At 71.7% G+C, this 14040-nt stretch carries 17 protein-coding genes; 5 read left to right on the top strand and 12 right to left on the bottom strand.

All coding sequences use genetic code 11. The annotated features are described in order from the left end of the window. The first annotated feature begins 805 nt into the window (after positions 1-805). Together LOC65_RS11630 and LOC65_RS11635 are read left to right on the top strand one after the other, a co-directional pair. Positions 806-1288, top strand: coding sequence for a hypothetical protein (locus tag LOC65_RS11630; RefSeq protein WP_230247587.1), 483 nt, complete (start codon positions 806-808; stop codon positions 1286-1288). Positions 1289-1476: 188 nt separating this feature from the next. Beyond that, positions 1477-1962, top strand: a complete 486-nt coding sequence (locus LOC65_RS11635) for a hypothetical protein (protein WP_230247588.1) — start codon at positions 1477-1479, stop codon at positions 1960-1962. On the opposite strand, the gene LOC65_RS11640 is transcribed toward LOC65_RS11635, so the two are convergent. From LOC65_RS11640 to mltG, 7 genes are all read right to left on the bottom strand, one after another. Then, positions 1901-2107, bottom strand: a complete 207-nt coding sequence (locus LOC65_RS11640) for a hypothetical protein (RefSeq protein WP_081467607.1) — start codon at positions 2105-2107, stop codon at positions 1901-1903. The genes LOC65_RS11635 and LOC65_RS11640 overlap by 62 nt on opposite strands. Positions 2108-2224: 117 nt before the next feature. Beyond that, a complete protein-coding gene (locus LOC65_RS11645; protein WP_230247589.1) occupies positions 2225-2881 on the bottom strand; it encodes an ankyrin repeat domain-containing protein in 657 nt (218 codons plus the stop codon). Positions 2882-2954: 73 nt separating this feature from the next. Further along, positions 2955-3749, bottom strand: coding sequence for a TatD family hydrolase (locus LOC65_RS11650; RefSeq protein WP_009856919.1), 795 nt, complete (start codon positions 3747-3749; stop codon positions 2955-2957). Positions 3750-3795: 46 nt separating this feature from the next. Beyond that, positions 3796-4200: a PilZ domain-containing protein gene (locus tag LOC65_RS11655; protein WP_050801748.1), complete on the bottom strand. Its 405-nt coding sequence runs from the start codon at positions 4198-4200 to the stop codon at positions 3796-3798. Beyond that, a complete protein-coding gene (locus tag LOC65_RS11660; RefSeq protein ID WP_230247590.1) occupies positions 4197-5213 on the bottom strand; it encodes a DNA polymerase III subunit delta' in 1017 nt (338 codons plus the stop codon). The genes LOC65_RS11655 and LOC65_RS11660 overlap by 4 nt, the downstream gene beginning before the upstream one ends. Further along, positions 5210-5827, bottom strand: a complete 618-nt coding sequence (tmk, locus tag LOC65_RS11665) for a dTMP kinase (protein ID WP_230247591.1) — start codon at positions 5825-5827, stop codon at positions 5210-5212. The genes LOC65_RS11660 and tmk overlap by 4 nt, the downstream gene beginning before the upstream one ends. Continuing rightward, a complete protein-coding gene (mltG, locus tag LOC65_RS11670; protein WP_310731945.1) occupies positions 5824-6840 on the bottom strand; it encodes an endolytic transglycosylase MltG in 1017 nt (338 codons plus the stop codon). The genes tmk and mltG overlap by 4 nt, the downstream gene beginning before the upstream one ends. A 44-nt stretch (positions 6841-6884) precedes the next feature. Between mltG and LOC65_RS11675 the strand changes: the two genes are divergently transcribed. Both LOC65_RS11675 and LOC65_RS11680 read left to right on the top strand, forming a co-directional pair. After that, positions 6885-7811, top strand: a complete 927-nt coding sequence (locus tag LOC65_RS11675) for a folate-binding protein YgfZ (protein WP_230247592.1) — start codon at positions 6885-6887, stop codon at positions 7809-7811. After that, complete coding sequence (locus LOC65_RS11680; RefSeq protein WP_230247593.1) at positions 7811-8086, top strand: DUF4936 family protein; 276 nt, start codon at positions 7811-7813, stop codon at positions 8084-8086. The genes LOC65_RS11675 and LOC65_RS11680 overlap by 1 nt, the downstream gene beginning before the upstream one ends. 19 nt (positions 8087-8105) lie before the next feature. Here the strand turns inward: LOC65_RS11680 and LOC65_RS11685 are convergent, their stop codons facing one another. After that, a complete protein-coding gene (locus LOC65_RS11685; RefSeq protein ID WP_230247594.1) occupies positions 8106-8564 on the bottom strand; it encodes a GNAT family N-acetyltransferase in 459 nt (152 codons plus the stop codon). Beyond that, on the bottom strand, positions 8561-9472 hold the full coding sequence (locus LOC65_RS11690; protein WP_230247595.1) for an alpha/beta hydrolase: 912 nt from the start codon (positions 9470-9472) through the stop codon (positions 8561-8563). The genes LOC65_RS11685 and LOC65_RS11690 overlap by 4 nt, the downstream gene beginning before the upstream one ends. Positions 9473-9523: 51 nt before the next feature. On the opposite strand from LOC65_RS11690, the gene LOC65_RS11695 reads away from it, so the two are divergent. Continuing rightward, the gene (locus LOC65_RS11695) at positions 9524-10672 is read left to right on the top strand and encodes an iron-containing alcohol dehydrogenase (RefSeq protein WP_230247596.1); all 1149 of its coding nucleotides are present in this window, start codon (positions 9524-9526) and stop codon (positions 10670-10672) included. A gap of 1 nt (position 10673) precedes the next feature. Here the strand turns inward: LOC65_RS11695 and LOC65_RS11700 are convergent, their stop codons facing one another. The 3 genes from LOC65_RS11700 to LOC65_RS11710 form a co-directional block, all read right to left on the bottom strand. After that, positions 10674-11585 (bottom strand): lactate/malate family dehydrogenase, encoded by a 912-nt coding sequence (locus LOC65_RS11700; RefSeq protein WP_230247597.1) that lies wholly within the window; start codon positions 11583-11585, stop codon positions 10674-10676. A 171-nt stretch (positions 11586-11756) separates the two neighbouring features. Further along, positions 11757-13052, bottom strand: a complete 1296-nt coding sequence (aceA, locus tag LOC65_RS11705) for an isocitrate lyase (protein WP_009856930.1) — start codon at positions 13050-13052, stop codon at positions 11757-11759. A gap of 217 nt (positions 13053-13269) precedes the next feature. Beyond that, positions 13270-13989, bottom strand: a complete 720-nt coding sequence (locus tag LOC65_RS11710) for a type 1 glutamine amidotransferase (protein WP_230247598.1) — start codon at positions 13987-13989, stop codon at positions 13270-13272. Positions 13990-14040: the final 51 nt, after the last annotated feature.

The raw sequence follows: 14040 nt of genomic DNA on the forward strand, positions 1-14040 counted from the left end.
CAATAGGGCACTTCGGCTGGAGCTATCGACTCGGCCGGCGCTCCGTGACAGTGGCGCCACGGGCGCCCGCTCCCGCATAGGCACTTCGCCTCAGGACCACCCGGGGGCGGGCGACGCAGCAACGCTAGAGCCTCTGGCGTGGCCTCCGGTCGACGTGGCGCTGGCCTGGCCCGCTCTGCCGGCGCCGGCTTCACAAGCTCCGGCCGAGGCGCCGAGTCAGCCCCCGCGACCTGGCGCCGACTGTTCAGGTAGTCCCGAAGCGCCACCGCCAGGAGCGCACTCACCGAAATCCCGAGCGTGTCGGCGTACGCCTGAGCCTCGTTTCGCAGCGCGTCAGGCAGTCGAAGTGTCATCGCCATGCGGTGGCCCCAAGGTAGCAGGATGCCACCATTCTGACGCCAATTTGCCGTTGTTGGTACTGAGACAAGCCCACCAACCCCCGGCCAACCGATCCGCCGACGCGCCGGCTTCGCCGTGCGCGGCCGCGCAGCCTGTCTCGCGTCGTCCGCTTCGGCCCGGTCCCGGGCCGGGCGACGCTCCGCGCGCCTCGGCCGGTCCCTTGGTTCTCGCAGCCGCCAGCGATCCAGTGCGCGCGGGCGCCGTGGGCGGCGCGGCCACGTCGGCTCACGCGGCCAGCAGCGGCGCCAGCTCCACCGACCTCGGGCTTGAGCTGGCCCGACGGCGCTTCGCGCCTGTCTCGGCTTCGGGGCCTGGACGGCCCCTTTCCTGGGGGCTCGATGGCCCCCAGACCCCGGCGCCTATGGCGCCAGGTTCCGCAACCCCCGCCAATGCGCAAGGAGGCTCCATGCCAAACACCTGCCCCACCCCGTACCACTGGCTCAGCGCCGATGAGGTCGTGCGACTGGCCCTCACCGCCTATCACGCGGCGTGCCGCAATCACGACCAGTGGGCCGCCAAGCACCCAGAGGACGCCGCAGACGACGCAGCGAACGGCGACATGGGCAACCGCGAGCTGGCGGCCAGTGTCGGCGAAATTTTCACCTACCAGCTCGAACACCTGGGCCACACCAAAGGCGTGCCGGGGTTCGACGGCGGCTGCACGGAGTGGATGCGCCGCAACCCCGAGTATTGGGGCCTGACCAGCGAGTATGTGGACAACTCGCCGAGAAACTCGGCCGAGAAACTCGCTCCGCCTGATATACATTGTCGTTGTTTCGGCCCCATCGCTGCTGTCGGATTTCGTTACATCTTCTCCCTGAGAACATCGTCACCCTCGCTAAGTGCCTGTGCCGACACGCCGTTTCTTCGAGGGCTCGGCTTTTGCTAGCGCGTGCGGTCCATCTTGCAAGCCCCCATCCCATGATTCGTGTGCCTGGGTCGCCCCGTGCGGCCGTCGTGTCGCTGGCTTTCGGCGCCTCGTGCTGCCTCGCGGCACCGGCCACGGGTGTTCCGGACACCCCGCCTGCGGCGCCGGGTCCGTCGGCTTCGACGGCCACAGCCGGCGGCATCGACGTCGTGCCCGGCGCGTCGCAGACCATCCGCCTGCTGCTGGAACTGCAGAACGGCCAGCCGCAAGCCGCGACCGGCAGCGACGGCACGAACCCGGCGCGCACCAGACCGCAGGACAGCGCTCGCAGCGGCACGGCCGCCGTGATGCAGGAGCCGCAGGAGCACGACGTCGCCGGCGGCCACACCGAGGCCGCGGCCGAGCCGTCGACCCAGTGGACCGGAGGCCCGGCCGGCGCCGGTGGCGAACCGTCAGCTGCGCCCGCGCCCAGCCCGGTGCGCAGCGCCGAGCCGTCTGCCGTGCGACGCGCCGTCGCCTATCTGCGCGAGCACCGCCTGCAGGTCTTCGTCGGCGGGCTGATCGTCCTGGCGGTGGCCGCCATCGGCACCGTCGTCTCGGCGCGCCAGCGTTCGGCGCGCGCGCGACGGCGTGTCACTGCAGATCCGGTTCGCCCGACTCGTCATCGTCGTCCGCAGTCACCTCCGAGCCGATGACGGCACGGAGCACCGGACGGTCCAGCGGGCGGCAGATCCGGCGGTTCAGCTGACCCAGTCGTTCGGAACGCTCGATCGCGGCGAGCACGACCTCGGGATTCATCATCAGCGTGAACGGATTGCTGCGAGACGTGATGCGGGCCATGGCGGACCTCCCGTTGGCCGGCGATTCCGGCTGATCTCAATGTACGGGCGGCGGCTCGGCCTGCCGAGTCGGGCCGATGCCATGGCGGATGTCGGCGGCTTTCCGACAAGCGTGCTGTCAGCGCCGCGCCGCGCCGGCCTTGGCGGCGGCATCGAGTTGGTCGGCCAGCGCGTCGTGGCCGGCCTGGCGGGCGAAGTCGGCGGCACTGAGGCCGCGGGCATTGCGCAGTGCCGGGTCGGCGCCCAGGCCGAGCAGCGCCAGGGCGTTGCGCTGGTCGCCGTAACCGGCGGCCATCATCAGCGGCGTGCTGCCGTTGGGTGATCGGGCGTCGATGCGGGCGCCCAGCGCGACCAGCCGGGTGACGATGCGCATGTCGGGCCCGCTGGCCGCGTAATGCAGCGGCGTCCAGCCCTCGCGGTCGATCGCGGCCCCCCGCGCGACGAGGCGCTCGACCCAGTCCAGCCGGCCGTGGATCGCCGCCATCATCAGCGCCGTCTCGCCACGGGCACTGGCGCGGTCGATGTCGATGCGCGGGTCCTGCAGCAGACGCTGCGCGACACGATCGGCGCGCTCCTTGATCGCCAGCGCCAGAGCGAGCTCACCCTGCTCGCTGACCGAGTTCGGGTCGAAGCCGCGCTCGAGCAGCCGGCTCACGGCGCTGTCGTTGTCGATCTGGACCGCGCGGAAGAAATCGACGTAGGAATCGGCTGCGGCGGGAAAAATGCTCAGCGCGACAACCGTCTGCAGGATGACCTTCAACCAACGCTTGAACATCTGGGCAGATCCCGATCTTCCGAGAAAACTCATTTCAGGACGGCAGCTTGCGGCCTGAAGCTGAAGTGCCTTCTCAAGCCTGCGCAGAGGCCGTCGAGACCCTGAACAGCCGCTCGAAGTTGCGTGTCGTCGCGGCGCCCACCTCGGCCGGGTCCAGCCCCTTGAGCTCGGCGAGCCTGGCCGCGACGTGGGCGACGTAGGCCGGCTCGTTGGTCCTGCCACGGTGCGGCACCGGGGCCAGGTAGGGACTGTCGGTCTCGATCAGGCAGCGATCGAGCGGCACCTCCAGCGCCACCGCGCGCAACTCCTCGGCGTTGCGGAAGGTCAGGATGCCGGAGAACGAGATGTGGAACCCCAGGTCCAGCGCCGCACGCGCGACCTCGCGCGTCTCGGTGAAGCAGTGGAAGACGCCGCCGACCGCCTCCGCGCCCTCCTCTTTCAGGATCGCCAGCGTGTCCTCGGCCGACGACCGCGTGTGCACGACCAGCGGCAGGCCGGTCTCGCGCGCGGCGCGGATGTGCACGCGGAAACGCTCGCGCTGCCACGCCATGTCGGCCAGGCTGCGGCCGTTGAGCCGGTAGTAGTCCAGCCCGGTCTCGCCGATGGCGACGACACGGTCGCGGCGGGCCAGCGCCACCAGCGTCGACAGGTCGGGCTCGGCCTGGCCTTCGGTGTCGGGATGCACGCCGACGCTGCACCACAGCTCGCGGTGGGCCAGCGCCAGCGCATGCACGGCCTCGAACTCCTCGAGCGTGGTGCAGATCGTCAGCGCGGCGTGCACGCCGGCGGCGGCCATGTCGGCCAGCACGGCGTCGACGCGGCCGTGCAGTTCAGGAAACGTCAGGTGGCAGTGCGAGTCGACGAACATGGGCAATGCAGGGCCGTGCTCGCGCCGGCCGGGTGTCACGACGGGGTCAGATCGTCTGCGTCGGCTTGGACGAGGAGATCGACGTGCCGAGCACTTCCTCGATCTTCAGCCGCAACGCGCGGGTCTTCTCGTCGGCCGGGAAACGCACGCCGACGCCCTGGGTGCGGCCGCCGGAGGCGTTGGCCGGGGTGATCCAGGCGACCTTGCCGGCCACCGGATAACGCTGCGGGTCCTCGGGCAGCGACAGCAGCAGGTAGATGTCGTCGCCCAGCCGGTAGTCACGCGTGGTCGGCACGAACAGCCCGCCTTCGCTGAGAAAGGGGATGTAGGCCGCGTACAGCGCGCCCTTCTCGCGGAACACCAGCTGGATCACGCTGGGGCGGCTCTGCAGGCCGGCTGGCGCCGTGGCCGGGCCCAGCCCGCCAAGTCTCGACGGCACGCGATCTGTCATGCGCGCAGTGTAAGCGCGGCGCTCGCCTGGGCGACCAGCGCGTCGACCAGCAGCGGCTCGTGCCAGGGGTGCTCGTCGTGGCGGGCGACGCGCTGCAGCGCCTGATGCCAGTCGTGCAGCGCCTGCGGGCTGCGCGCACGCGGCACGCTGCCGGCCGGGAAGTAACGCGGCGCGGCGCCCGCGCCGATCGCCGCCGCGTCGTGGCAGAGCTTCTGCAGCGCGTCGACGATGCGCGGCACCGGCCAGCCCGAAACGGCCTGCGCCTGGCCGCGCGCCAGCGCCGCCGGCAGCGCGCGCCAGGCCGCGGCGCTGACACCGTCGGCAGCCAGCGCCTGGGCATCCAGCGGCCGGCCGGCGGCGGCGGCCAGCAGCACCTCGGGTTCGGCGACGCCCTGCCCGGCCAGCCAGTCCAGCGCCTGCGCCGTCGGCGGGGCGGCCAGCGCGACGCGGTGGCAGCGGCTGCGCACGGTGGGCAGCAGGTGCTGCGGGTCGCCGGCGCCGAGCAGCAGCCGGGTGCCGGGCGGCGGCTCCTCCAGCGTCTTCAGCAGCGCGTTGGCGGCCTGCAGGTTGATCGCCTCGGCCGGATGCAGCACGACGACCTTGCCGCGGCCGCGCGAGGTGGTGCGCGCCACCCAGTCGATCGCGTGGCGGATCTCGTCGATGCGGATCTGGCGGCTGGGTTTCTTCTTGCCTTCGTCCTCGGTCTTGTCCCCCGGGGCCGGCCAGGCATGGCTCTGGCGGGCCGTCGCAGGCATCAGCACCAGCAGGTCCGGGTGCAGCTTGCTCTGCACGAGATGGCAGCTCGGGCAGCGGCCGCAGGCCGGGCGCGGATGGCCGTCGTGGCCCTCGCACAGCCAGCTCTGCGCCAGCGCGACGGCGAAATGCAGCGTGCCGACACCGGCCGCGCCGTGCAGCAGCAGCGCGTGGCCGCGCTGGCGTGCCAGCGTGTCGGCCAGCGGCGCGGCCAGCCAGGGCAGCGGCGGCGCGCCGTGTTCGTCGACGACCAGGTTCACCACGGGCCGCGAGACTCCAAGGCGGCTTCGAGCTGCGCCCGCACCGCGTCGGGCGTGGCTGCGGCGTCGAGGATCACGAAGCGGCCCGGGTCGGCCGCGGCGCGGCGGGCGTAACCCGAGCGCACACGCTCGAAGAAGGCCTCGTCCTGGCTCTCGAAGCGGTCGGGTGCACGCACCGCGGCGCGGCGCGCGGCAGCGACCGCCGGCGGCAGGTCGAACCACACGGTCAGGTCGGGCTGGCGGCCCTGCTGGACCCAGGTTTCCAGCGTGGCGAGCACGCCGAGGTCGAAGCCGCGGCCGGCGCCCTGGTAGGCGAAGGTCGCGTCGGTGAAACGGTCGCAAAGCACGACGGCACCCGCAGCCAGCGCCGGCTCGATGCGCGTGGCGAGGTGGTCGCGACGTGCGGCAAAGACCAGCAGCGCCTCGGTCAGCGCGTCCATCGGCTGGTGCAGCACCAGTTCGCGCAGGCGTTCGGCGAGTTCGGTGCCGCCGGGCTCGCGCGTCACCAGCACCTCGCGGCCACGCTCGCGCAGCCAGCCGGCCAGCCACTCGATGTGCGAGCTCTTGCCGGCGCCGTCGATGCCTTCGAAGCTGAGGAAGCGGCCCGCCGTCACTTGCGGCCGCGCTGGAACTGGTTCACCGCGCGATTATGGGCGTCCAGCGTTTCGCTGAACTGGCTGCTGCCGTCGCCGCGGGCGACGAAGTACAGCGCCTTGGTCGCCGCCGGCTGCACCGCGGCGCGCAGCGAGGCGCGCCCGGGCATCGCGATCGGCGTCGGCGGCAGGCCGGGACGGGTGTAGGTGTTGAACGGGCCGTCGGTTTCCAGGTGCACGCGGCGCAGGTTGCCGTCGAAACGTTCGCCCAGGCCGTAGATGACGGTCGGGTCGGTCTGCAGCGGCATGCCGACACGCAGCCGGTTGGTGAACACGCCGGCAACCAGCGAACGGTCGGCCTCGCGGCCGGTCTCCTTCTCGACGATCGAGGCCAGCGTCAGCGCCTGCTCGGGCGTCTTCAGCGGCAGGTCGGCGGCGCGTTCGGCCCAGGCAGCGTCCAGTTCCTGCTGCATCTTGGCGTAGGCGCGCTTCAACACCAGCAGGTCGCTGACGCCGACGCTGTAGGCGTAGGTGTCGGGGAAGAAGCGGCCTTCGGGCGCGATGCCGGGCGCGCCGATCGCGGCCATCAGCTCGGCGTCGCTCATCTGCGCGGTGGTCGGCTTCAGCCGCGGCGCCTTGGCGAGCTCGGCACGGAACTGGCGCCAGGTCCAGCCTTCGATCAGGCGCACGGTGGCGAGCTGCTCGTCACCCTCGACCATCTTGGCCAGCAGCGTGCGCGGCGTCGCGCCGGGTTCGACGGCATAACTGCCGGCGCGGATGCGGCGCGCCTCGCCCGACCAGCGGAACCACTCGTAGAGCAGGCGCGGCGACGTGACGACACCGGCGCGCACCCAGGCCTCGGCGATCTGCCGCGGCGGCGTGCCGGCTTCGACCGAGACTTCCACCGTCGGCGCGGCCAGCTCCAGCGGGCGGCCGAGCCACCACAGCGCGATGACCACGCCGACCAGCGGCAGCAGCAACAAGGACAGGATCGCAGCCTGCCACCGGCCCGAGCCGGACCCCCTTCTAGACATGGGCGGCGATGATAATGGGCCGCATGAAGTCAACCGTCGCTGCCATGTCAAAGCTCCAGGGTGCCGTTCGTCTGACCGACTGGGGCGTGGTCCGGGCCTCCGGCAACGATGCCGCCGCCTTTCTGCAAGGCCAGTTGACGCAGGAGGTTCTGCGCCTGGATGCGGGCACCGTGCGCCTCGCCGGTTACTGCTCGGCCAAGGGCCGGCTGCTGGCCAGTTTCGTCGTCTGGCGCCGCGGCCCGGCCGAGTTCCTGCTGGCCTGCAGCGCCGACCTGCTGCCGGCCGTGCTCAAGCGCCTGAAGATGTTCGTGCTGCGCGCCCAGTGCCAGCTCGAGGACGCCAGCGCCGAATGGCCGCTGTGGGGGCTGGCCGGTGACGCGGCGGCGGCCGCGCTCGGTGCCGGGGCGCCGGCTGCGGCCTGGCGGCGCGTCGCGCCCGACGAGGCCAGCGAGGTTCTGCGCCTGGACGACGTGCACGGCGTGCCGCGCTGGCTGTTCGCCGGCGCCGAGCCGCCGGCACTGCCGGCGCTGGCGCCCGAAGCCTGGGCCTGGCTGGAGGTGCAGAGCGCGGTGCCGCGCATCGTCGCCGCCACCGTCGAGCAGTTCGTGCCGCAGATGGTGAACCTGGAACTCGTCGGCGGCGTCAACTTCCAGAAGGGCTGCTACCCCGGCCAGGAGATCGTCGCGCGCAGCCAGTACCGCGGCACGCTCAAGCGCCGCGCCTTCCTGTTCGACGCCGACGCCCCGGCCGCCCCTGGCCAGGACGTCTATGCCGCCGACGATCCGGCACAGCCGGCCGGCATGGTCGTCGCCGCGGCGCCGTCGCCCGACGGCTCCGGCGCCTGGGCGGTGCTGGCCGAAACCAAGATCGCCGCGCTGGCCGACGGTGTCGCGCTGCATCTGGGGGCCGCCGACGGCCCGGCGCTGCGCCCGGCCGCCCTGCCCTACGCCATCCCGGCGGCCGAGGCCTGATGGCCGCGCCGGCGCGGCGTTACGTCTACTACCGCGTCGCCGAACGCGACGTCGAGGCTTGCGCGGTGGCGGCGCGCGCCGCCTTCGCAGCGCTGCCCTTTGCCGTCGAGCTGTTGCGCCGGCCAGAGGTCCGAGACGGCCTGGCGACGCTGATGGAAGTGCACGGCGCTGCTGACGAACGCGAGGCCGACACCGCCGAGGCGCACCTGGCGGCGGCGCTGGCACCGTGGATCGTCGGCGAGCGCCACGTCGAGCGCTTCGTGCCGCTGGCCTGAACTTGCGCCGCGCACCGGCTCAGATCCGGCGGCGCATCTCCTGGTGCACGATGCCGGCCTCGACGAAGCTCGGGCCGACGGCCTCGAACCCCGCCCGGTCGTAGAAGCCGATCGCGCTCTCTTGCGCGTGCAGCATCACCGTGGCGTGGCCCGCGGCACGCGCGGCGTCGATCAGGGCGTCGAGCACCCGGCGGCCGAGACCACCGCCTCGGTGCGGCGCCAGCACGGCCATGCGGCCCACGCGCACCACGCCCGGCTCGTCGCTGGTCAGCCAGCGCCCCGTGGCCACCGGCACGCCGTCGACGTAGGCGACGACATGCAGCGCGCCGGCGTCGGCCGCGTCCCATTCCAGTTCGGCCGGGATGCCCTGCTCGACGACAAAGACCGCGCTGCGCACGGCCTGCGCGTCGGTGCCGAGTTCGGCCCAGGTGCCGACGCGCAGCGTCGTCGGCGATCGGAAGGTGTCGTGCGTCGTCATGGGTTCCAGGCGTGTTGCAGCGCCGCGGCAGCCTGTTCGAGGGCCGTCGTGGCCTCGGGCAGCGCGCGGCCCATCTTGATGAAGTCGTGGGTCAAACCGCGCGCGATCTCCAGCGCCACCGGCACGCCGGCGAGGCGCAGCCGGTCGGCGTAGGCGAGGCCTTCGTCGACCAGCGGGTCGCACTCGGCCAGCAGCAGGCAGGCCGGCGAGACGCCGTCCAGGTCCTCGGCCTCCAGCGGCGCGAAACGCCAGTCGCAGCGGTGGTGGAAGTCGATGTAGTGGTCGAAGAACCAGGCGATCGTCGCGGCGTCGATCAGAAAGCCGTTGGCGAACAGCGTGTGGCTGGCGGTGTCGGCGTGCGCCGTCGTGCCCGGCGTCACCAGCAGTTGCAGCGCCAGCGGCAGGCCGAGGTCGCGGGCGTGGATCGCGCAGACCGCGGCCAGCGTGCCGCCGGCGCTGTCGCCGCCGACCGCCAGCCGGGAGCCGTCCAACCCCAGCGTGCCGGCGTTCGCCGCCAGCCAGGCCATCGCCGCCCAGGCGTCGTCGACCGCGGTCGGGAAACGGTGTTCGGGCGCCAGGCGGTAGTCCAGCGCGACGACGGCGCCGCCGCTGCGCCGCGCGAGCTGGCGGCACAGGCTGTCGTGGGTCTCCAGGCTGCCGACGACGAAGCCGCCGCCATGCAGGTACAGCAGCAGCGGCAGGCGTTCGTGCGACGGCGCGTAGAGCCGCGCGCGCAGCGCCGTGCCGTCGGCGGCGGGGATCGTGAAGTCCTCGACACGGGCCAGCGGCGCACGCGGCAGGTCCAGCACTTCGGCGGCGGTTTCGTAGGCGGCGCGGGCGGCCGCGGGTTCCATCGCATGGAAGGGCCTGCGCTCGGCGCGGCGGATGCGTTCGAGCAGGCCCGCCATTGCGGGTTTCAGCAGATGCGTTCCCAAGGTGGCCGCGAGGATACTGGCCCGATGGCCCGAATGTTCTATGTCACCCAGATCGACCTCGATTTCGGCGCGGTGCGCCTGCTGCGCGCCGAGTGCGAACGCACCGGCATGCGCCGCCCGCTCGTCGTCACCGACGCCGGCGTGCGTGCTGCCGGCGTGCTGCAGCCGGCGCTGGACGCGCTCGGCGACCTGCCGCACGCGGTCTACGACGGCACGCCGTCCAACCCGACCGAAGCCGCGGTGCGCGAGGCCGTGCGCGTCTGGCGCGAACACGGCTGCGACGGGCTGGTGGCCGTCGGTGGCGGCTCGTCGATCGACCTGGCCAAGGGCGTCGCGATCGCCGCGACGCACGACGGCCCGCTGGCGCACTACGCGACGATCGAAGGCGGCAGCGCACGCATCAGCGAGCGTGTCGCGCCGCTGATCGCGGTGCCGACGACCGCCGGCACCGGCAGCGAGGTCGCACGCGGCGCGATCGTCATCGTCGACGACGGCCGCAAGCTGGGTTTCCACAGCTGGCATCTGGTGCCCAAGGCCGCGCTGCTCGACCCCGAGCTGACGCGGGCGCTGCCCCCGAAGCTGACCGCGGCCACCGGCATGGACGCGATCGCGCACTGCATCGAGACCTTTCTCGCGCCGGCGCCGATCCCGCCGGCCGATGGCATCGCGCTCGATGGCCTGGCACGCGGCTGGGCGCACATCGAACGTGCGACCCGCGACGGCCAGGACCGCGAGGCGCGCTGGAACATGATGAGCGCCAGCATGCAGGGCGCGCTGGCCTTCCAGAAAGGCCTGGGCTGCGTGCATTCGCTGAGCCACGCGCTGGGCGGTGCCGACCCGCGGCTGCACCACGGCAGCCTGAACGCGGTCTTCCTGCCGGCGGTGCTGTGTTTCAACGCCAAGGCCGAGTCGGTGCGTCGCGACAAGCGCATGCAGCGCCTGGCGCAGGCGATGGGCCTGCCGGGTTGCGGCGACGACGGCGCCGAAGTCGCCGAGGCCGTGCGCGCGCTCAATGCCCGCCTCGGCCTGCCGGCGCGGCTGGCCGAGATGGGCGTCACGCGCGAGCTGTTCGACAAGGTCGTGGCCGGCGCGCTGGCCGACCACTGCCACAAGACCAATCCGCGGCTGGCCAGCGCCGAGGACTACCTCGCAATGCTCGAAGCGTCGATGTAGTTCAGCCCGGGGTCAGCTGCGACCAGGCGTCGCGCAGCACCTGCGCCGAATGCGCCAGGGCCTCGGCTTCGTCGTCGGCGAGCGACGGCGGGATCACCTTCGTCGCGCCGTCGCGGCCGACGATCGCCGGCAGCGACAGCGCGACACCGTCCAGCCCCTCGCCCGCGTGGCAGCGCGTGACGGTCAGCACGCGGTGCTCGTCACGCACGATGGCGCGCACCAGGTCGGCCGTCACCAGGCCAATCGCGTGGTTGGTGACCCCCTTGCGCTGGATGATCTCGTAGGCCGCGCGCTTGACCTCGTGGCCCAGGCGCTGTTCGTCGTCGCGCGTCCAGCCCGGCCAGTCGCGCAGCGGCCGGCCGCCGACCTGGGCGCCGGACCATTGCACGATCTCCGAGTCGCCGTGTTCGCCCAGCACCTGGGCGTGCACCGAACGCGAGTCCACCGCCAGCCGTTCGGCCAGCGCCCGGCGCAGGCGCGCGGTGTCGAGCATCGTGCCGGTGCCGAAGACTCGTTCCGGCGGCAGCCCCGAGGACTGCTGCAGCACGCGCGTCAGCACATCGACCGGGTTGGAGATCGCGACGATGATCCCCGCATGGCGGCCGACGACGCGGCCGATGTCGCTGGCGACGCGGAAGTTGTCGGCCAGCAGCTGCAGCCGCGATTCGCCAGGACGGCCGTTGCGGCCAGCGGCGAAGACGACGACGTCGCAACGCGAGACCTCGTCGAGGTCGACGGCACGCACCGTCGCGCGCGGGTAGTACGGCGCGCCTTGCGCGAGGTCCATCGCCTCGCCTTCGGCGCGCGCGGCGTCGCGGTCGTGCAGCAGCAGTTCACGCGTGACGCCGCCGTGCAGCAGCGAGACCGCCACGCTGGCGCCGACATAACCGCCGCCGATGATTCCGACTTTCATCGAGTCACCTCCTGGCGACCCATGCTACGCCGCCGGGCTTCCCGCGGGGCAAATCCCGACTTCGCATGGCAAAACGGCACGACCCTCGCGGGCCGTGCCGTTCGCCTGCCTCCTCTGGCTTCCTCTCGGAACCGGTTGCGCGCCGGGCGCTGCGGCCCGGCGCGGGGCGCGTCAGTGCGCGCCGTCGAGGAACTGCTCGTCCTCGGTCGAACCCTTCAGCGCGGCCGTCGAGGCCTGCTTCTCGATCGTCGTCGTCACGGCGTCGAAGTAGCCGGTGCCGACCTCGCGCTGGTGCTTCACCGCGGTGAAACCACGCTCGGCGGCGGCGAACTCCTTCTGCTGCAGCTCGACGAAGGCGGTCATGTTGTCGCGGGCGTAGCCGTAGGCCAGGTCGAACATGCCGTAGTTCAGGCTGTGGAAGCCGGCCAACGTGATGAACTGGAACTTGTAGCCCATCGCGCCCAGCTCGCGCTGGAACTTGGCGATCGTCGCGTCGTCGAGGTTCTTCTTCCAGTTGAACGACGGCGAGCAGTTGTAGGCCAGCAGCTTGCCCGGGAACTTTGCGTGGATCGCGTCGGCAAAGGCCTTGGCGAACGCCAGGTCGGGCTTGCCGGTCTCGCACCAGATCAGGTCGGCGTACGGCGCGTAGGCCAGGCCGCGGCTGATCGACTGCTCGAGGCCGTTCTTCGTGCGGAAGAAGCCTTCGACGGTGCGCTCGCCGGTCAGGAAGGGCTGGTCGTTCTCGTCGACGTCGCTGGTCACCAGGTCGGCGGCCTCGGCGTCGGTGCGCGCCAGCAGCACGGTCGGCGTGCCCATCACGTCGGCGGCCAGGCGGGCGGCGACGAGCTTGCTGATCGCTTCACGCGTCGGCACCAGCACCTTGCCACCCATGTGGCCGCACTTCTTGACGGCGGCGAGCTGGTCCTCGAAGTGCACGCCGGCAGCACCGGCGTCGATCATGGCCTTCATCAGCTCGAAGGCGTTGAGCACGCCGCCGAAGCCGGCTTCGGCGTCGGCGACGATGGGCGCGAAGAAGTCGATGTCGTTCTTGCCTTCGCTCCACTGGATCTGGTCGGCACGCTGGAAGGTCGCGTTGATGCGCTTGACGACCTTGGGCACCGAGTCCACCGAGTACAGCGACTGGTCGGGATACATCTCGCCGTTGCTGTTGGCGTCACCGGCGACCTGCCAGCCCGACAGGTAGATCGCCTTCAGGCCGGCCTTGACCTGCTGCATCGCCTGGTTGCCGGTGAGCGCGCCGAGCGCGTTGATGAACGGCTCGTTGTTGATCAGCGTCCACAGCTTCTCGGCACCACGCTTGGCCAGCGTGTGCTCGATGGCGAGCGAGCCGCGCAGGCGCACCACGTCGGCGGCGGTGTAGCCGCGCTTGATGCCTTTCCAGCGCGGGTTCTCGGCCCACTCTTTTTCGAGTGCGGCGGCCTGTTGTTCGCGGGTCGGTTGCGTCATCGGAAGACTCCTGGTCCAAGGGAGAAACGATGACGCAAGCGTACCCTTCGCGACGCGCGATGCCAAGACTTCTGTCTTATATAAGACAAAAGATTGAGTCTCGACAAATCAACGACTTAGCAAGACATTCCCGCGATGCGAGATCGCTTTCTTTCATATGGCGCATTTTGCTGCGGTGCAGCGTCGCCCGATCCCGCGATGCGGAAGAAGCCTTCCATCACGTGAGATCGATGCCGCTCGCCGCCAGCCAGCGCCGGTAAAAGCCATCGGCCAGGCCTTGCTGCGCGGCCAGTGCGGCGAGGCCGTGCCGACGCATGGCCTCGCCGTCCTGCACGCTGGCATGCGCTCCGAGCGCCTGCCGATAGCGCGGGCCGTCGTCGCACGACCATCGCGCCAGCTTCTCGGCGTCCTGCTCGACATGGAACTGCAGCGCCAGGTGCGGGCCGATCGCGAAGGCCTGGTTCGGACAGGCTGCGCTGCCGGCCAGGCGCACGGCGTCACGCGGCAGCTCGAACGCCTCGTAGTGCCACTGGAAGACCGTGTGCTGCGGCGCCTCGCCGAACCAGGCGCGCGCGACGTCCGAGTCGGCGACGTCGATCGGCAACCAGCCGATCTCGGGGGCCGGCGACTCGACGACACGCGCACCGAGTGCCCGCGCCATCAGCTGCCCGCCGAGGCAGTGGCCGATCACCGGCCGCGAGCGCTGCATCGCGTCGAGGATCAGGCGCTCGCCGGCGCGCAGCGCCGACAGCGGGTCGTTGGCGCTCATCTCGCCGCCCAGCAGGGCCAGCGCGGCATAGGCTTCGGTCGATTCGGGGAAGGCCTCTCCGGCCTCGGCGTTGCGGACCTCGAAGGCGACGCCACGCGCGCGCAGCCACGTCGCCAGAAAGGCCGGCCCGTCGCTCGACTGGTGCTGCAGCACGAGCACCGGCTTCATCGCCCGCGCTTCCTTATGATGGCTGCCACGGCGGCGCGATCGCGCCGCTGC

It is taken from the genome of Rubrivivax sp. JA1055 (genome assembly GCF_020966565.1).
In the GTDB taxonomy this organism is placed as follows: Bacteria; Pseudomonadota; Gammaproteobacteria; order Burkholderiales; family Burkholderiaceae_C; genus Rubrivivax; species Rubrivivax benzoatilyticus.